This is a genomic window from Branchiibius cervicis, from assembly GCF_042661605.1.
GTDB classification, from domain to species: domain Bacteria; phylum Actinomycetota; class Actinomycetes; order Actinomycetales; family Dermatophilaceae; genus Branchiibius; species Branchiibius cervicis.
Window position 1 is genome coordinate 2209901 of record NZ_JBHSWJ010000002.1, and the last position, 17576, is coordinate 2227476.

The 17576-nt window shown below is 65.1% G+C and carries 16 protein-coding genes; 13 read left to right on the top strand and 3 right to left on the bottom strand.

Translation table 11 applies throughout. From position 1 onward, the window contains the following. Positions 1-969: 969 nt before the first annotated feature. A complete protein-coding gene (locus tag ACFQBT_RS11570) occupies positions 970-1167 on the top strand; it encodes a hypothetical protein (RefSeq protein WP_377822821.1) in 198 nt (65 codons plus the stop codon). Here ACFQBT_RS11570 and ACFQBT_RS11575 read toward each other — a convergent pair. Further along, complete coding sequence (locus ACFQBT_RS11575; protein WP_291522053.1) at positions 1141-1716, bottom strand: ArsR/SmtB family transcription factor; 576 nt, start codon at positions 1714-1716, stop codon at positions 1141-1143. The two genes, ACFQBT_RS11570 and ACFQBT_RS11575, sit on opposite strands and share 27 nt — an antisense overlap. A 285-nt stretch (positions 1717-2001) precedes the next feature. On the opposite strand from ACFQBT_RS11575, the gene ACFQBT_RS11580 reads away from it, so the two are divergent. The 6 genes from ACFQBT_RS11580 to ACFQBT_RS11605 all read left to right on the top strand — a co-directional run bounded on the left by ACFQBT_RS11580 (position 2002) and on the right by ACFQBT_RS11605 (position 9115). Beyond that, complete coding sequence (locus ACFQBT_RS11580) at positions 2002-3063, top strand: radical SAM protein (RefSeq protein WP_377825458.1); 1062 nt, start codon at positions 2002-2004, stop codon at positions 3061-3063. A gap of 55 nt (positions 3064-3118) precedes the next feature. Then, positions 3119-3412, top strand: coding sequence for a hypothetical protein (locus ACFQBT_RS11585; protein ID WP_109685200.1), 294 nt, complete (start codon positions 3119-3121; stop codon positions 3410-3412). Then, a complete protein-coding gene (locus tag ACFQBT_RS11590; RefSeq protein ID WP_291522047.1) occupies positions 3409-3777 on the top strand; it encodes a hypothetical protein in 369 nt (122 codons plus the stop codon). The genes ACFQBT_RS11585 and ACFQBT_RS11590 overlap by 4 nt, the downstream gene beginning before the upstream one ends. A gap of 193 nt (positions 3778-3970) precedes the next feature. Then, a complete protein-coding gene (locus tag ACFQBT_RS11595) occupies positions 3971-4621 on the top strand; it encodes a nuclease-related domain-containing protein (RefSeq protein ID WP_377822825.1) in 651 nt (216 codons plus the stop codon). Positions 4622-4624: 3 nt separating this feature from the next. Beyond that, on the top strand, positions 4625-8266 hold the full coding sequence (locus tag ACFQBT_RS11600) for an FtsK/SpoIIIE domain-containing protein (RefSeq protein WP_377822827.1): 3642 nt from the start codon (positions 4625-4627) through the stop codon (positions 8264-8266). A gap of 222 nt (positions 8267-8488) precedes the next feature. Continuing rightward, the gene (locus ACFQBT_RS11605; RefSeq protein WP_109685207.1) at positions 8489-9115 is read left to right on the top strand and encodes an NYN domain-containing protein; all 627 of its coding nucleotides are present in this window, start codon (positions 8489-8491) and stop codon (positions 9113-9115) included. Positions 9116-9184: 69 nt separating this feature from the next. Here ACFQBT_RS11605 and ACFQBT_RS11610 read toward each other — a convergent pair whose 3' ends face one another. Next, positions 9185-9388 (bottom strand): hypothetical protein, encoded by a 204-nt coding sequence (locus ACFQBT_RS11610; RefSeq protein WP_109685209.1) that lies wholly within the window; start codon positions 9386-9388, stop codon positions 9185-9187. A gap of 290 nt (positions 9389-9678) precedes the next feature. Here ACFQBT_RS11610 and ACFQBT_RS11615 point away from each other — a divergent pair, with 290 nt between their 5' ends. From ACFQBT_RS11615 to ACFQBT_RS11640, 6 genes are all read left to right on the top strand, one after another. Then, entirely contained in the window at positions 9679-10002 is a 324-nt protein-coding gene (locus tag ACFQBT_RS11615) for a WhiB family transcriptional regulator (protein WP_377822830.1), read from the top strand. Positions 10003-10031: 29 nt separating this feature from the next. Then, complete coding sequence (locus ACFQBT_RS11620; protein ID WP_377822832.1) at positions 10032-10724, top strand: hypothetical protein; 693 nt, start codon at positions 10032-10034, stop codon at positions 10722-10724. Between the two features lie 15 nt (positions 10725-10739). Beyond that, entirely contained in the window at positions 10740-11951 is a 1212-nt protein-coding gene (locus ACFQBT_RS11625) for a peptidoglycan-binding protein (RefSeq protein WP_377822834.1), read from the top strand. Between the two features lie 84 nt (positions 11952-12035). Continuing rightward, positions 12036-12944 carry a M15 family metallopeptidase gene (locus ACFQBT_RS11630; protein WP_377822836.1) on the top strand — a complete coding sequence of 303 codons (909 nt, stop codon included), beginning with the start codon at positions 12036-12038 and terminating at the stop codon, positions 12942-12944. A 486-nt stretch (positions 12945-13430) separates the two neighbouring features. Continuing rightward, positions 13431-16166: a hypothetical protein gene (locus ACFQBT_RS11635; RefSeq protein ID WP_377822838.1), complete on the top strand. Its 2736-nt coding sequence runs from the start codon at positions 13431-13433 to the stop codon at positions 16164-16166. Positions 16167-16273: 107 nt separating this feature from the next. Next, on the top strand, positions 16274-17143 hold the full coding sequence (locus ACFQBT_RS11640; RefSeq protein WP_377822840.1) for a sortase domain-containing protein: 870 nt from the start codon (positions 16274-16276) through the stop codon (positions 17141-17143). A gap of 28 nt (positions 17144-17171) precedes the next feature. Here ACFQBT_RS11640 and ACFQBT_RS11645 read toward each other — a convergent pair whose 3' ends face one another. Further along, positions 17172-17483 (bottom strand): hypothetical protein, encoded by a 312-nt coding sequence (locus ACFQBT_RS11645; protein WP_377822842.1) that lies wholly within the window; start codon positions 17481-17483, stop codon positions 17172-17174. Between the last annotated feature and the right edge of the window lie 93 nt (positions 17484-17576).

Consider the following 17576-nt stretch of genomic DNA (forward strand, 5'->3'; position numbering starts at 1 on the left):
GTAACGGTCGGTGTCTAACTTTGACAACGGTCAGCCGAGAGATCGTTCTGGACGCTTCGCCGGCCACCAGGCTGGTGAAGCGTCCATCGGGCTTCCGGCGACGCCTGCGTCGCAACAGCCGGAGCGATTTCCTCCAGACCGAGTGGAGGTAACACCGGCGAATCTTGACTTGGTGTTGCGTGACGCGGAGGGAGCTCGGCGTTCGGACCTTTCGCCGGCTCAGTTGACGAGGTTCTCGGACCCATCTGTCTCCGCCTCGCCGGTTCGCTTGGCGTTAGCCGCCAACCGCTCGCCCGGTGTCGCCTGGTGGGTTCGGGGCGATCCGTCGGCAACGGTGCGCGCGGTATCTGGGCGTACGTGCGGCGAGTCGGCGCAGGACGCTGCCGCGATGGCGGTTTCTCGATTGCTGTTCGGTTGATTACCCGGCTTGCTCCTGGTCGGGCGTTGGCTCGGCCTGGACGTCCAGAGAGCAGGCAGGCTCGCCGAGGCAGTAACCGCGCGGCAGCCACGCTGCGGCGCTGAGGGCCGACTCCATCGAAGCGACCGGACGCTGCGCCTTTGGGCGCCCGGATCGTGTCGGCCGGATGATCCCCGACTGGGGGTCGTCAAGATGATCGTCCCGCACAGCGCATAACTGTAGTTGGGTGTTACTCAGTGAACAGACCAGATCTTGACAGACCCTTCCAAGGTTCTCCCTCCGTTGGGTAAAGCTGTGGTAAAGAGTTCGCAAACGTGACCTGACCATGCGTCCAGGCCAAACAAAGGGGCGCTGTTTATGTTGACGTCACAACCCTCATGGACTTGACTACAGTTATGTTCTCGGAAGGATTGCCCTGGTTCGCTGAAAGACTCAACCGCCTGTTCGAGACGGTCCCTGCCGACGCAAAATCACGCCCGCCGCGATTCTTCACCAACGCACAGATCGCCGCCACGGTTCGAGATTTCGGCGTGCGCTGCAGTGAGGCGCACATGTCCCTGATGCGCAACGGTTCGCGCAACAACCCATCCGCAGCATTGGTCGTAGCCATCAGCGCCGCCTTCGGGCGCAACCCGATGTACCTCATCGACGCCAGCGGCTCCGACCTGGAGGTTCTCCTGGACGAGGAGTACGCCGCCCCGCGACTGGAAACGCTGCGCGCGTCAGGATCCGTCGTCAGCGACGCCTAACGGAAATGCCATGACCATCGCGAAAACCGCCCTCACCCCGTCCAACTCGCCAGAGCCGGCCGCCCGGGCAGCCGTGATTTCCTGGAACGGAGCAATCGCAGCATCGACGGCCTCGCCGAGCTGCCGTAGTTCGTCCGGTGTAAGTCGCAGAATGAAGTCAGAACTGACCTGCTGGCTGCCCCAGTCTGCGGGCGCGTGATCTTTCTCCTTCATCCACACCTGGACTCGGTCAAGACGGCGCTGAACCACCAATCGCTCCAAAGCCGCCTGAGCAGCCTCTAGTTCGCCCTCGTCGGACCTGCCACCAGGATCGGTTTCGGTGGTGACACCGCTGCGGTGGATTGCGAACTTCCCATCAGGCAACGTGTCGATGTACCCGGCGTTCTCCAGGATCCGCAGGTGGTACTTGATACTGCCCGAAGCTTGCGGGAGCGCAGTCGTCAACTGCCGCTGCGTGTGCGGCCCAAAGGCGACCAGTCGCTCGATGATGCTCAGCCGCACCGGGTTGGCCGCCGCCAGGATGCGATCGAGGTCCGGTACGTCAGGCACGGAGCAAAGACTAGACGGTTCAGGAGCCCTAGTATTGGCGTGCCGGAAAGTAACACCCAAGAAGGAGAACCAGTGGATCCCGCACTGATCCAGGCCCTGCTCGAACTTGGCGTCCAGTTGCAATCGCCGTACAAAACTGTCGCTCCGTTGGTCGTTTGCGCCATGCGCTAACCGGGAATTGTCGGGTTGCTCTGGCAGGATGCACCCGTGCGAATCCTGCCGGAGCATGGCGGCTACCACTGGGTCTTCAACGACTCCGTGCGGATGAAGGTGCCCGCGCACCTCATGCCGTCAGGCGTGCCGCCGGAGATCGTCCGGCGAGCGTTCGACCAGGCAACAACGACTCCGGGCACATTTTCGGCCACTGTCCTGCCAACCCAGAACTGCCAGTTGGCGTGCCCTTTCTGCATCCAAAACGTCACAGTCCCGCGGGAAGGGGCGCGCGCCGACCGGGTTTCCTCAGCAAGAATGGTTCCCGAGCTCGCCTCTCAAACTGCTGACTACATCCGCCGTCGATCTATTCGCTCGGGAGTCACGAACACCCGCCTGATGCTTTTCGGCGGCGAACCATTGCTCGCACTTGACGCCTGCCAAACCCTGCTGAACGAGGTCGTCGCCGACTCGGCGCTCATCTGGACCAACGGGGTCCTACTGGATTCGCGCCGCCTGGACATCCTGGCCGAGTCAGGCTTGGACACGGTGTACGTCAGCTTCGACGGCGGGCCAGAATCTCACGATCAGACTCGCCGGATGATCACGGGCCGCGGCACCTACGACACGATCGTGCGCAACATCCTGACCGGAGCACTGCGCCATCCACAGATGCGCTGGGTGATCAGGACTTCTGCGATGCCATCGACGATGACTGGTCAGTCTCGCCTGTTGGAGGACCTCTCCGCTCTGCCCGCAGGCGATCGCGTTGCCGCGTACGTGATTGGCCTCGTCGATGACATAGGGATCGGTTTCGATGACGTGGCCGAGGTGTCCGGCGGAGCGGGCGTCGAACTCGCCGACCAGATCATCGAGTTGAACCGCAGGGCGCTCGAACTCGGTTTCACGGTGAGTCCACGCACGGACTTGGCGAACTGCCCGTTCTGTTCCGACCCTGACTTCGGTATCACGGTCGACGCCGATGGAACGCTCTACTCCTGCTGGCAGACAGCCGGCCGTAGCGAAATGGCGGTCGGGACCGTCGTTGACGGAGTGAATCACCAAGCAGCCGAGTCCAACTGGGTCCGATGCGACTTCAACGTTCGTCCACACGCCGACCCAGGCGCTGTCCAGCGTTTCTGGGACCGCATTGACCAGGACGTACTCGACACCACGCAGGAATTGCACGGCGACTGAGGGCTGAGCAGAATGTGCGGCGGGCTGGGACCTCAACGCGTCGCACCGTACCGGCATGACTGCTCAGCAAGCCACTGTCAGGGCCAACCATCACATTGCTTTTGTCGTCACCGACACGGACTACCCCGGGGAACTCGCGCTCACCATTGAGCACCGTGACCCGCAGGTGGTGAACGGGCAGTTCCTGTCCGCACCGATCACCGAGGAAGTCGTCGCCGGAACGTACGACGCCGACAGCGCCGACGCAGTTCTGGCCAGCCGCGGCCTGGTTCGTTCCGAACCTTGGGAAGTCGTCGGCGCCGGACTGATCGCGGAAGTCGTGCCGGTCGAGGAGGTCATCGCCCGATGACTGATCTGGTCGAGGTCGCGCTGCGACTGTCGGGATGCCGCAGCGTCAACGGGCTCTGTCAGACCCACGGTGGCGCGTTCAGCGAGAACCAGCCGTGCGCAGCCCTGGTCGACACCGCGGCCGCCGTTCAGGGGTACGCCGACGACACCATCACCTCCGATCCTGTCGTGCTGAGGTCCCTGGCCCTGCTGTTGAAGATGTGCAGCCTTGATGCCGCTGAGGATGACCGGGCTTGGCCCACAGCGCTGAGCACCGAGACCGTCCACGCCGCCGTTCTTTTGTACCGATTGCTGCGCATCGACCTGGGCGAGCAAGCCGCCACCACCCTCGAAACCCTCCTGGAAAGGCCCCTGGCCAATGCCTGACGACAACACTGCGCGACGTCCCTCCGTGAACGAGGAGATCGGCGACCTGATGGCCGGTCCCGGTCGCTGGATCACCGGTATCGCGTTGATCGTCCTGTCCGTCGTCCTATTGGTGTTGTTGGTCCGAAGCATCCTTTGACCGGGCCGGACGAGTGCTCCCTCAGCGTGGGAACAGGCGTCGCACCGTCCCGGTATGGTCACAACGATTTACGGCGTGCCGGGCGGCGGGCTAGATGCCGGGTTCTCCGGGCAGAAAGTCACGAGTAGGCATGCGATTGCGGCAGCAGCGAAGGCGGAACGCGACACCGCTGAGATCCTGAACCGGATTGCGGGGGTCAACGGTGCCGTCGTGCTGCACGACGTGAAGATCCCGGGCAAGTATTCGGCCAACATCGACCACATCGTGGTCACCGGGTCGAGTCTGCACCTGGTTGACTCCAAGGCGTGGGCTTCGGGGTTCTTGTGGACCTGGGGCGGCAAGACCCGGCGCGGCACTCGGCGATTCGCGTCGTGCGACAAGGGCACGATGAAGCTCGCCGACGACATGTTGCGCGCATACCTGATGTCGCGCGCGGTGCGCTTCGAGTCGATCTACTCAACCGTCGTCGTGTGGCCTTCTTCTCGCGACGGCCAAGTGTCCACTTGGGCGGCTCGGTTCCCGCACGCGCGCCTGATCCATTCCGGCAAGTTGGACCGTCTTGCCGGCGGGTGGGTGCGCCGCAGTGCGCCTGCTGACGAACGCATCGTGGCCGCACTGGTCCCCCTGCTGGTCACCAAGCCCAGACCGTCCGGGCATCTCGCGGCCGGACTGACCCAGGCAATCCTCGACCCCGAAGGCTGGTGACTCGTGGCCCAGGCAACCCGTCGTACTCGCAACAACCAACCGGCCACCAGTCTTGCCGCCCCGATCGTTCTGCTCGGGGCGCTGGCGTGCGTGGCCGGTGCTGCGCTGCGCCTGCCCAGCGTTCCGTTCCTGTGGCTATCGCTGGTCGTGGCGGCGTGGATGGAACCATCGGTCATCCTGACCGGCCCGCGTGACCCGGTGACCAAGTCCCCGACGGCGGCCGACGATTTTGAGCAGCGTCGCTACGACGGCTACCTGTGGTGGCGGCAAATGAAGTCGGCCCTACTGTTCCCAACGTCGTTGTTCAAGCCTGGTTGGCCCGTGCGGACAACCTGGGCCCTGAGCGTGCTGGCCGGGCTGGTCGCGGTCTCGTTGCCGGTGGCGTGGCCGGTGTGGTTGAAGCAGCCGGCGCAGCCTGACACGGTTCCGCAGGCGATCAATGCGTCTCACCTGGCCAACTTCATTTGCGCCCTGCTATTGGCGGCTGCGCTCACCTCGGTGCGCCGCACCGCCGAGCAGGGCCGCCCGGCAACACGGTTCAGCCATGTCCGGAAGGTGGTATCCACCGACCGGCTCATCACGGCGCTGGCCGTCGGCGCACTCGTTCTTGTCATCGCAGCCGGATTAGTCGTGCCGGGCATGTTCGGGGGCAACGACCAGGTCGGGGTGTGGCTCGGGTCGTTCCCGACAGCGGGATGGGCAGCCCTCGGGCTCACCACGACGCTTCTGATTCTGCATTTCGCCGCGACCAGGCTGGCAGTCGCCCAGTGGGAGCGCGTGCAAGGTGCCATTGCGGAGTGGCGGCCCCGCTGGGAAGCCTTGAAAGTCGCACCCGCCCCGAGCGTCGACGACGTCCGCGACGGTGACCCCTCCGGCGCCGTCGAAGGTTTAGAGGTGGTCAGTTTCACCGCTCCGCCCGGCCGGTCGGCGGCCGACATTGTCAAGCAGCAGGTGAAGATTGCCGCCGAAGTGGGTTCGGGCGCAGGCACATTCGTGATGACTTCACCGGTTCTGGACGGCACTGGTGCACCGCAACCGGGAACCGCCGACCTGAACCGGTTCCGGATCCTGGTGGCCGCGCCTGGCACCACTGACCTGTCGGCGCTGCCAACCGGTGAGCACATCGAACTGGCGACCTTACTGGTCGAGGCGGCGATGACGGTGGCTCGCACATCAGCGGCCATGGACCCCATGCCGATCGTTACCGTGCAACCGCTGTTCGAGCCGGACACGCAGCCGGGTGCCCGTGTCTGGGCGACAACCTGGTCCGGCGACCTTCGAGCGGTGCGGATGTCCAACATCCCGTTCCTGATGTCGCAGACGCTCGGGGTCGACGTGCAGGTGGATCACCGCAAAGGCGTCCTGTATGTCGGCGACCTCGAATCGGTAGAGCTGGACGGAGGTTTGCGCGGCACCATCGACAACCTACGCACCGAAGACGAATGGGATCGCAACTGGGCCGATGGCGGACCAGCCAAACACCGGCTAAACCTGCCGGTGGCTCAGCACGTCGTACGTGAGGTGAGCACGTTGCGCGCCGGCATGGGATCCATTCCGATCACCAGGTTGCCATTTCTGGTCCGCAAAGGTGTCGACCCGCGCGACTACTTCGGCACGGAGCAGCGAATGGCAGCAGCGTTGAACGCGGCCGGATTTGTCGCGATCACCGGCTGGCCAGGCAGCGGCGGTCGCCCCGGTGACCGGCATGCGCTTGGCCTGACCATCTATTACGCACCCAGCCAGACGGCAGTGCCGACCACGCTGACATTACTGAGCAGCACCAAGCCGGGTGCTCTGCAGCCCATGTCAGGCAGCAACGCCGAGGCGTGGGTCGCCGCGGGCATCGTCAACACCGCGTTCACGGCAGCCAAACTCGCCCGACCCGAACTGATCGATGCGACATGCCTGACAACACCTCGCGCGGCTAAGAACCAGTTGTGGGAGATCTCCCTTCGCCTGCACGACGGAGTGACGATGGGCGACGTACGCGCCAAAGCGTCGGCGATGCGCGCGTCCCTGGGTGTCCCGTGGCTGCGGATGGAGTCGATCCCGGACGGAGTGCGGTTGTTCGCCGGCGGCGAGCCAGACCCGGCGTTCCTGGTCAACCCCGGACGAGATGTGCTGCGCTTGACCAACCTCGACTGGTCGCAAGCATTCGCCGACGCCAACCTTGTCACCGTCGACGGTTCCGTCCCGACCGTCACCAGCGTCGGAGCCCTCGAACACAACGACGCGGTGCAGCGTCTGGTGATCTCCCTGCCGTCAGGATTGTCGGCGGAGCGATTCAAGGGTGCGCTGGCCAAACTGGCCACCAGCACCAACAACGCCTTCTGCCAGGCTTACCCGTCCCGACATGGTGCCAGCTTCATCGAGTTGCTCGTCAGTCGCACGCACCCGTTGCCGGAGCGAGTCGCCTTCGACTTCGACGCCGTCGACGCCGCTCAGCGCGACGCCGTGCCGTTCGCCACCGGCATCACAGGCGAACCCGTTGAGCACCGGTTCATCTCAGACCCTTATGCACTGGTAAGTGGGGGCGCCGGTAGTGGGAAATCGGTGACCGCCCAGGGGATCCTGTACGGGTGCGCTGTGCAGGGCATGAAGATCGTCGTGATCGACATCCAGAAGGCCGCGATCGACTTCGCGTTCCTAGCCGACCACGCCATCGCCGTCGCCACCACTGCGCACGTTGCAGCAGCCGCCATGAAGGCGGTGTACGACGAGGGTCAGCAGCGCAAGAAACTGTTGACGCAGATGCGCGTCGGTAACTTCATGGACATTCCCGAAGACCAACGTCCGCCGCGAATTGTGGTGTTCTTCGACGAGTTCACCTCCGCCATGGGCCGGGAGGTTTTGCCGGACGCCGGCAACGACCCTGAACTCCAGAAGGTTCGAGCGGAAGTCGAAGCGGACAACAAGGCCCGCGCCACTATCGGGCAGTACACCGGAAAAGTCGTGCGCGAGTTGCGCGCGGTGGGAATCAACCTGATCCTGGCGACCCAGAAGCTAGACAAGACGGTCCTGGACAAAGTGCCCGGCGGGGCTGACCTGAAAGACAACATGGGCCGTTCGATCTTCGGCAACGCCAGCCAGGGCGCGAAGATGTCGGCGCTTCGCAACCCGTTCGACGCACCGAGCCTGGGCGACTTCATCCCCAAAGGCCGCGGCTTGTGGGAGCCGTTGACGTCTCCTGTGGCAGAGCCGATCCAGTGTTGGTTCGCCCCGCAAGGTACCGACACCGACGTTGCCGCCCCAGGCACGTTCAAGTTCGAGCTCGACGCGCGCGTGCCGAAACTGGACCCGTCTGCGCTACTGGACCTGGAGCCGTTCATGCCGAAACAGGAAGTGCTGCCTGGTCAGATCATTGGTGACCTGCCGCCGTCGTTGCGCGGCGGCGATGACGAGCCTAGCTACGACACGGAGGATGTCATCGAGGTGGAATCGTTCGATCTCGACCTGGATTTGGACGACCTCGACTCGGGCGATTTCGACGACGCGGACCGCACCGCTCAGCGCGCAGTGGATCCCGAGATGGACCGCTGCGACGCAGATGGCCCAGTCTCGCCGGCGTTGTCCGGCACAGAATCAGATCCGCCCGAATCGAGTTCGGACCAACGAACGGAGGACCCCCGCCCGAACTCGACATGACGTTCTTGGAGGACTTCCTCGCCGATCTTGCATCCGGGGAATCAGACGATGAGCCGGTACTGGACACCGACCCGTTCGCTGGTGATGAGTTCGCCGAACCGGAATCTCCCATCCCCGAGTCCGCTTCTGGCGACCGGCCCGGTTGGCCGAAGTGGACTCCCCGCCGAAGGTGACCACCGACGACTGGTGACGTCAGGGGGCAAGCGTCGCACCGTGTCAGGCATGGATACCATCACGCCCCGACACACTCGGGTGTTCGTTGACGGCGGCTGGCTGCTACTGGCCGCCGCTGCCGCCTTGACGCGCGCCCCGAGCGTATCTCGGGAAGACATCCAGTTGGACCCGCCGCGAATGGCTGCCGCCTTGGCGCAGAAGGCTGTGGCGGTCTCTGGTCGCCCTGTGTCGCGGATCCATTGGTACGACGGGGCACGACAGGACAAGGAACCGACACCCGAGCACCGAGCACTGGCGGCGACCGCCGGGGTGGACCTGACGTTAGGTGCACTGCGGCGTCACGACGGCGTCTGGCAGCAGAAGCGCGTGGATGGCTTGATCCAACGGGACATGACGCATCTGGCCCGCACCGGCCAGACCCTTGACTTCGTCCTGGTATCCGGTGACGAAGACTTGGCCGTGGCCGCCGAGGAGGTCCGTGCCCTGGGCGGAACTGTTCACGCGCTCGGCGTCACCGAGACGGGTCGCTGGGCGATGTCGCCGTACTTCGCTTCCTCGTGCAACGACGTTCATCTGCTGACCTCACGCGACCTTGCCGGGTCGCTGTGGGTGCGCGGGGCGCGCCTCACGTCACTGGCCAACTCCGGCATCGCCCGCGTTCTCGCAGCGAGCTGACCAGCAACAACAGGAGCGCCCGGACCCTCGCAGGTCCGGGCGCTCCTGTTGTTGCTGCAGGACTGCCTACTAACTGGCGAGGTTGACCGCCGCAGCGACCAACAGCAGGACCAGGGCCGCGATCCCCGTCAACAGGACGGAGCACAGCGCGGCCACGGTGTGCCGGGCTTTGCCTCCTCGGATCCCGACAGCCAAGCAGGCGGCGAACGCGAGGTTGCTCAGAACGTAAGCGCTGAACATGGCGGCCGCTGCGTACATCAGGAAGTTCGTCATGCCGGCACGGTGCGACGAAGCCGCGCTGTGCGTGCTTGTGCCCCATCGACGAGGCAGTCGAAGCCGGTATCAGGCAGACCTTTGCCGCTCCTGGATTTCCTCATCGCCGCTGGTCAGGGCTTTCGCGGGTCCTGGCTCGGAGCGCGTGGCCCATGTCAGTTGGTGTGAGGTCAGGCCCCGAACGTGCGACAGCGCAACCGCGTCGCACCGTTCCGGCATGTGCCTCAACCAACGGATCGGTTCAGGCGCTTCCACGATCGAAGGAGGCAGCTATAGCCGACACCTCAACGGTGGTCGAACCCATCGACCCCTGGTACGGGCTCGGCAAATGGATCGCCCTGGCTTCCGAACACCCCCTGGTCGTCCCTGCGGGCACTCAACTGCCCTGCACCGGTGTGGATCCGGAGTTCTTCTACGAACAACGGCACTGGCTGATAGCCCGTCGCACATGCGAAGAGTGCCCGATCCGAGAGCACTGCCTTCAGGTCGCGGTTGCCCGCGACGAGGACGGCATCTGGGGCGGCATGACCAAGAAACAACGGCAGCGGTGGGCCGCTCAGCAAGGACTCCTCGTGTCCGAACTTCGTACCCCCAAACGCTCCTCCGCTAGCTGACCACGACCACCACGAAAGAAGACCCGTATATGTCCGCACTGTCCATGGCCGCCCCGCCCCGTATCAAGTCCACCAAGGTCGACGTGAGCCTGGCCTCCATCGCGCTGCATCACCTGGGTGCGACGTTCTTCCAGCACCGCAACGACGCCGAGATGGGCGACATCGCCGCCGGCATCATTCTGGTGCCGGTCAACGACGGCGGATCGTTCGCGCCTGTCGACGAGGCGCAGGTCGCGTTCGTCGCCTCTCCCCCGGTGCGCGATGTCGACACCAGCGAGCTCGGCACGCTCAACCAGTTCGCCGATCAGGCGTTCATCGACGACTGCCTCGGCCGGGCAGAAGGTGTTGCGGCCACCGCGCAGGACGTGATGTGGGGCTTCGCCGGAGTCTTCCAGGTGCTGGGGGTTCGCGGCTTCGGAGTCAGCGACGTCGACTCCGAATCGGGCCGTGTCGTGCATGGTGCGTTCGGCCGCATCTACATCGGAACCGGCCACCACGGTTGCGTGATGTGGGACGAGGAGGGTCGCCGGTTGCTGGCGGCTGCCTCTACTCAACTGGCTCCCGGATTCAACACCGGTGACACGCTGCCGCGCGTTTCCGCGCCGGCCGGCGTGACCGTCCAAAGCCCCGAGTTCGGCGACCTGGCTCCGCTGGCGCAGTTGTGCGCCATGCACCGCCAGTTCGCATCCACCATCGCTGACCGCGCGGCCGGCACCAACTGAAAGGCATCACTCAGGATGTTCAACTCAATCGCCAGTAAAGGCGCCATTGCCGTACTCGGCCTGGTCAGCATGGCCGGAGGTGTTGCCGCCGGGGTCGCACCACACGCTGATGCCGCCGTCAGTCCGTCGGCTGCTTCCTGCACCGTGGTCACCATCCACAAGGGTTCGACGGGGGCACTGGTCAAGACGCTGCAATCCCGGCTGGGCGGCCTCGGCGCCGACGGTGTGTTCGGCAACCAGACGCTGGCGAAGGTGAAGGCGTTCCAGAAGAGCCATCACCTGGCGGCAGACGGTGTCGTTGGTCCGAAGACCTGGGCAGCTTTGGGCGGATTCCCCTGCAGCAACGGTGGATCCAACACCACCGTGGTGACCAAGCAGGTCGCTTCGGGCATCGACTTCCTGTCGGTGCGCACCGGTCCGGGAACCGGGTACGCCCGGGTGGCCAAGCTGTCCCCCGGCACGAAGGTCACCGGCATCATCAACGGCGGCTGGATGAAGATCACCAGCGGTGGCTATGCCGGCAAGTACGTCGCGGCGTCTTACCTGATCGACGTGCCGAAGGTCGGCCCCAAGCCGCCCACCAGCAACGTGCATGGCTGGATCGCGACCACGGGTGGTATCACCGCGACTGTGCGTTCCGGGCCTGGGTTCAACTACGGCGTGCTGGGTCACAAGGCCAGTGGTGCAGCGGTTTCCGGCACGCAGGTGAACGCCGACTGGGTCAAGATCGCTGGCGGGTACATCAACCGTGGTGAGATCGAGACGACCTCGTCGTCGCTGACTCGGGTGAACGCCCAGATCCCGGTGTCGCAGTTGTGCGCGGTGAACGGGGCGTACAACTCCCCCAACTCGTTCGCCCCTGGTTACACGGTGAACACCACGCGGTACATCAACTGCTCGGCGGGCCGCGCACTGGACTCGTTGCAGGCGGCGTACAAGGCCAAGTTCGGGCACTACGCCAACATCGACCTGGCCTACCGGGACTGGGCCGAGCAGCAGTATTGGTACGACAAGCTCGGCCCGGCGCAGGCGAACAAGCCCGGTAGCTCCAACCACGGCATGGGCCTGGCGGTCGACTTCCAGGAGTGGCACGGCCACACCACCGAGTTCGACTGGGGCGGTGTGGGTTCCAACTGGTTGCGGGCAAACGGCGGCAAGTACGGGTTCACCCAGCCGTACGCCTACGGCACCACCGGTGAGTCCTACCACTTCAACTTCACCGGCTGAGCAACTCCTTGTTCGCGCAATGCGCCCCGGACCCCGGGGCGCATTGCGTTTCCCGCTTGAACGTTCCCGGAAGGAAACATCATCATGTCCCTCATTCTTCGCGCGGCCGCCGGACTTGGCGCGACTGCGGCATCCACCACAGCGTTCGCCGTCGCGGCGGCGGACGTCAGTACCGCGACGGCGACCACAGCAGCACCATCGGCAACGGTGGCGTCGTCCTGTTCGGTGGTCACTACCCAGTCCGGCGACAGCGGTGTATTGGTGTCCTCGACCCAGTCTCGGCTGCGGGTCACCACCGACGGTCAGTTCGGACCTCGAACCAAAGCCGCAGTCGCGGCGTTCCAGAAGTCGCACCGTCTCGTGGCCGACGGCATCGTCGGCCCGCTCACCTGGTCAGCGCTCGGCGGCTTCCCGTGCTCGGCGGTGGGAACCCCTGTCGCTGCGAGTGTTTCGAGCATCACCCCGGCTCTCGCGACACGGATGAAGACGTCGTACCGGGCCGAGTGCCCGGTATCACTGAGCGCCCTGCGCTACGTGAAGGTGCCGTACTGGGGATACGACCAGCGCTACCACGTCGGAGAACTGGTCGTGAACGCCAGCATCGCCTCGACCACGGTCACCGCGTTCAACACGCTGGCCCGTAATCACTTCCCGATCCAGCAGATGCGCCTGGTCGACGACTTCGGCGGCAACGACGACAACTCGGTGAAAGCCAACAACACCTCGGCCTACAACTGCCGCAAGATCACCAACGGCACCGGCTGGTCGATGCACGCCTACGGCAAGGCGATCGACATCAACCCGTGGGTGAATCCGTACGTGTACCAAGGACATCCGCAGTACGGCGTCAGCACCTACGTCCCGCGGACACCGGGCAAGGGCAAGATCCTGTGCGGCGACGCAACGTACAAGGCATTCACGGCGGGTGGCTTCAGTTGGGGCGGCGACTGGAAGGCCGGGGTGTTGGACTACCAGCATTTCGAGCACCGGTAGCCCTGGCGAAAGTTTCTCGCTGCGGTCATTGCGTCTTCGAGAAGCTGCTCTATACCGTTGTCAGTACACGCAATTCGTGTAGAACCCCGGGCCTTGTCGGCCCGGGGTTTCGTCGTGTTACCACCCGAGGAACAGCAAAATGACTCAGACTCTCCAGCCGCGTCACGCGGCTCCCGTCACTCCCTCCAGCTACGGCCGCGGTGCGCGCGCTGTTGCGTTTGCCGGTCTGGCTGCCGTCGGTTTCGGCATCGCCGCACCGGCCATGGCCGCGACTCCGCCCAAGCCGGTCAGCAGCTACTGGCTGTCGGCGAACACCAACCACCCGCAGCCGCTTGCTGGGACCAAGTTGGGTTCGTCCCAGGGCTTCCGGGCACACGGCTTCGTGAACATGGCCTCGGGCAGGTCTACTACTGCGCGCAGGACAAGAAGGACGGCCCGTCGGGCAACGGCTTCAGCGCGATTCCCAACAGCACCTGGTCGACCCCGGTGCGGGTCACTGGTGCGTACACCGGCACCGAAGGCCGGTACTCCGCGACGACCCTGGAGGAGGCTGCCTACGTCATCAACAAGTACGGCAACCCGTCCAAGTCTCTGCCGTTGGCGACGCGGGCCCGGATGGTCACCGCCGTCGACGCGCTGAACGGCTATCTGGCTGGCAACTCCAAGGAGCACATGCTGACGGCGTCTCCGGGCAAGCCGTCGGCTGGAGTGGCCCCGACCACCCAGGTCTCCGACTACGCCAACGTCAAGGCGTTGTTCGACAAGTACCTGGCCGAAGCGCAGAAGTACCACGGCGCGCAGACCATGGTCGTCAAGGGTGCCGCCGGCGGGAAGGTCGGGGCAACTGGCACCGTCACGTTCGGCGCGAAGGCCAAGGCATCCGGCCAGTACGTACCCGGCGAGTCGTATACCGCCACCCTGACTGGCGGCGCAAAGTTCGCTGACGGCACGACCACCAAGAAGGGCCTCACCGGAACGGCGCTGACCTCGCTGCAGGTGAAGTACACCAGCACCGCGAAGGCGACCTTGTCGGTGTCCACGGTCACGCCGGACTACGGCCTGTGGATCACCAAGTCGAGCAAGTGGCAGAACCTGTGGGTCGCCGGCACGCAGTCCGCTCCGATCAAGGCCAGTGCCGTGTGGAGCGCCTCGGCGAACATCACCAAGTTCACCCCGAAGCTCACCACAGCGGTCAGCGTCGCCAACGGCAAGGTCGGCCAGTCGCTGACCGACACCATCAAGGGCTCCGGCTTCCCGGCCGGGGTGAAGGTCACGGGCACCGACGACCTGTACTACGTGCCGTACGGCACGAAGATCACTCAGGGAGCCATACCGTCCAACGCCACCAAGGTCACGACCTTGAACTGGTCGGGCACCACGGACTCCAAGGGCAACCTGACGGTTATCACCTCGGCGTACAAGCCGACCAAGGCCGGAACCTACGTGTTCGTCGAGCACTCGGCGGCCGGGAGCAGCAGCACGTCGTCCTGGTCGGCCTACAACGGTCAGTTCGGTGAGCCGACGGAGTCCTCGACGTTCACCAAGCCCGAGGTCCCCACGATCGCGACACAGGTCCAGGCTGGTCAGGACATCAGCAAGCCGTTGTCCGACACCGTGATCGGTTCCGGCTTACCCGCCGGTGCGAAGGTCGCCGGTACCGACGAGCTGTACTACCTGCCGTACGGCACGAAGGTGACCGAGTCCGACACAGTGCCCGCCAACGCCGTCAAGGTCGGTACCTATGACTGGTCGGCCACCGCTGACGAGGACGGCGACCTGCAGGCCAAGACCGCTCCGGTCACCGTGACCAAGCCGGGTGTCTATGTCTACGTCGAGACCGCCAACGCAGGCAGCGCCGGCGGTTCGACCTGGAACAAGATCACCGGCAAGTTCGGCGACACCGACGAGACGGTCAGCCTGACCAGCCCGACCAGCCCGGTGGTGACCACCCAGATCCAGGCTGGCGGCGACGTCGCCAAGCCGATCTCGGACACCATCAACGGTTCCGGCTTCCCGGCCGGTGCGAGTGTCACGGGTACCGACGACCTGTACTTCGTGCCGTACGGCACGAAGGTCGTCGAAGGCACGGTGCCGGCCAACGCCGAGAAGATCACCACCTACACGTGGAGCGCCACTGCCGACGGGTCTGGCAAGGTCACCGCGACCACGCCGAACTACACCCCGACCAAGGCCGGGACGTACGTGTTCGTGGAGTCGGCCAACGCTGGTAACCACGGCGGTTACACCTGGGGCAAGATCACCGGCAAGTTCGGTTCCAAGACCGAGTCGGCGTCGTTGACCAAGCCGGGTGCACCGAGCGTTATCACCCACATCCAGACCGGCCAGGACATCTCCAAGCCGATCCATGACCAGATCAACGGTTCCGGCTTCCCGGCCGGTGCCTCGGTCAAGGGCAACGACGACCTGTACTACTTGCCGTACGGCACCAAGCTGAGCCCCTCGGACGCGGTGCCCAGCAACGCGGTCAAGCTGGGGTCGTTCTCGTGGTCCGGCACTGCTGACGCCGCCGGCAACGTCTCGGCGACGACCCCGTCGTACACGGTGACCAAGCCGGGTCTGTACGTCTACCGCGAGTCGGTTCTGCCCGGCTCCGGCGAGGGCGGCACATGGGGGCCGATCATCAGCAAGTTCGGCCAGCACACCGAGTCGGCCTCCCTGGTGAAGAACGTCATCCCGAAGGTGACGACCAAGGTCTCCAACACCACCGTCAAGCAGGGCGACGCCCTGTCCGACACCGTGATGGGTTCTGGCTTCCCGGCCGGGGCCTCAGTCCAGGGCGACGACGACCTGTACTACCTGCCCAAAGGTGTCGCCGTCACCACCGACGGTTCGATCCCCAAGGGCGCGGTGAAGGTCGGCTCGTTCACCTGGTCCGGCAAGGCCGACGCCAAGGGCAACCTGTCGACGACGACGGCCAAGTACACCGTCAACAAGACCGACGGCACCTACGTGTACGTGGAGTCCGCCAAGAGCGGCAACTACCAGGGACACGTCTGGCCTGCGGTGAAGGGCAAGTTCGGGCAGAAGGCCGAGACCTCGAACATCAAGACGCCCAAGCCGCCCGTCGTTCCCACCGGTGACGCCGAGATGTTCGGTGTCGACACTGGGGCGCTGGCCGTCGGTGGCCTGATCACCGTGGTTGGAGCCTCGGGCCTGATCGGGGCCTTCCGCCTGCGCCGCAAGGCAACTCAGGAGAACTGACTCGGGGTCACCTGAGTTAGCGGAAGCGTTCCAAACAGACGGGGGTGTCGAGCGATCGACACCCCCGTCTGTGCACCCCGACACCAACCAAGGAAGCACCACCGACCATGAAGACCACCCAACGCAATCGCAACGCAGCCCTGCTGGCCATGGCCATCCTCGGCACCGCAGGCGTCGGCGGCGGTGCCTACACCGCGATCCACGCCGCTACCCACCCGGTGCTCGAACAAGCCGCCGCAGATCCGAGCAGCGAGTCGGCTGCGACACCCACGACAGGACCGAGCGCGTTGAGCCAGTCCGGCCTGATCAAGGTCCCCGCCGCGGCGACCCAGAGCGCCCCGGCCCTGCCGGTCGCGCGGGCCACCGCCACAGCCAACCCGGACGACAGCGACGGCGCGGACCGTCGCGCGGCGTACACCGGGGACAACTCCGGCTCGATTCGCAACGTGGCAGCCACCATCCGCGACGCCAACACCGAGCACGCAGCGAACGCCTCGACCTCGAAGGTCACCACGCTGCACCCGAACCGGGTTCTGATCCCGAGCATCGGCGTGCTGGCATCGGTCATCCCCGAGAAAGTCTCGGCCAGATACCTGACAATTCCCGCGCAGAGCTGGCGCGCCGCCTGGTACAACCAGTCTGCCGACCTGAACGCCAGCACCGGCAACACCGTGATCGCCGGCCACGTCAGCCTCGGCGGAACGCCAGGAGTCTTCGCGAATCTCTCGAAGCTCAATGTCGGCTCGCTGATCTACACCAGTGACGGCAGCGGTAAGACGACCGCCTGGCGCGTGGCGACCAAGAACCTCTACGGCAAACGCGCGCTACCCGACGAGGTGTTCTACCCCGCCACCCAGCGCATGCTCACCCTCATCACCTGCGGTGGAGCGATGGGCACCGTGGCTGGTCCGGCTGGTTCTTATTACGGCCACGAGGACAACGAGGTCATCCAGGCTGTGCCAGTTGCCACGAACTGAGTGCCTGCTGGAGCGAGCACTCAGTTCGCTACCGCAACCCGAAGGCCCGGTTCGGGTCCGCCGGCACGGGCCGTAGGTCGCTGGCGTCGACCCATAGCTGGACTACCACCGGGTCGCGGGTCTGCTTCGTGGACTCAGTTCCGTCGAGCGTCGGGTCGTCGACCAGCACGACGAGGGCCTGCCAGCGGTAGGACACGCGCCGCCAGGTCACGATCAGACCCTGTCGCGGGGTCTGGTGCGGGTGGACTCGCGCTGCGGGGCCGTCGCCGGGCAGCTTGACCCAGACGTGCCGGGTGGTCTTCGGGGTGCGCCAGGTGCGTTCCCGTTTGGACTGCCCCATCCCTCAAACTTAGGACACCTGTTCGATTCGGCGCTATGTCGACTGCGATAAGTGCCCTTATCGCCAGTTCCAATCGTCAGCCTGGAAGCGACT

Coding starts and splice junctions, on each gene's coding strand:
- ACFQBT_RS11605 (WP_109685207.1), top strand. CDS start 8,489: ATGGATACCATCACGCCCCGACACACTCGGGTGTTCGTTGACGGCGGC.
- ACFQBT_RS11625 (WP_377822834.1), top strand. CDS start 10,740: ATGTTCAACTCAATCGCCAGTAAAGGCGCCATTGCCGTACTCGGCCTG.
- ACFQBT_RS11645 (WP_377822842.1), bottom strand. CDS start 17,483: ATGGGGCAGTCCAAACGGGAACGCACCTGGCGCACCCCGAAGACCACC.
- ACFQBT_RS11620 (WP_377822832.1), top strand. CDS start 10,032: ATGTCCGCACTGTCCATGGCCGCCCCGCCCCGTATCAAGTCCACCAAG.
- ACFQBT_RS11640 (WP_377822840.1), top strand. CDS start 16,274: ATGAAGACCACCCAACGCAATCGCAACGCAGCCCTGCTGGCCATGGCC.
- ACFQBT_RS11585 (WP_109685200.1), top strand. CDS start 3,119: ATGACTGCTCAGCAAGCCACTGTCAGGGCCAACCATCACATTGCTTTT.
- ACFQBT_RS11580 (WP_377825458.1), top strand. CDS start 2,002: ATGCCGTCAGGCGTGCCGCCGGAGATCGTCCGGCGAGCGTTCGACCAG.
- ACFQBT_RS11590 (WP_291522047.1), top strand. CDS start 3,409: ATGACTGATCTGGTCGAGGTCGCGCTGCGACTGTCGGGATGCCGCAGC.
- ACFQBT_RS11630 (WP_377822836.1), top strand. CDS start 12,036: ATGTCCCTCATTCTTCGCGCGGCCGCCGGACTTGGCGCGACTGCGGCA.
- ACFQBT_RS11570 (WP_377822821.1), top strand. CDS start 970: ATGTCCCTGATGCGCAACGGTTCGCGCAACAACCCATCCGCAGCATTG.
- ACFQBT_RS11595 (WP_377822825.1), top strand. CDS start 3,971: ATGGTCACAACGATTTACGGCGTGCCGGGCGGCGGGCTAGATGCCGGG.
- ACFQBT_RS11610 (WP_109685209.1), bottom strand. CDS start 9,388: ATGACGAACTTCCTGATGTACGCAGCGGCCGCCATGTTCAGCGCTTAC.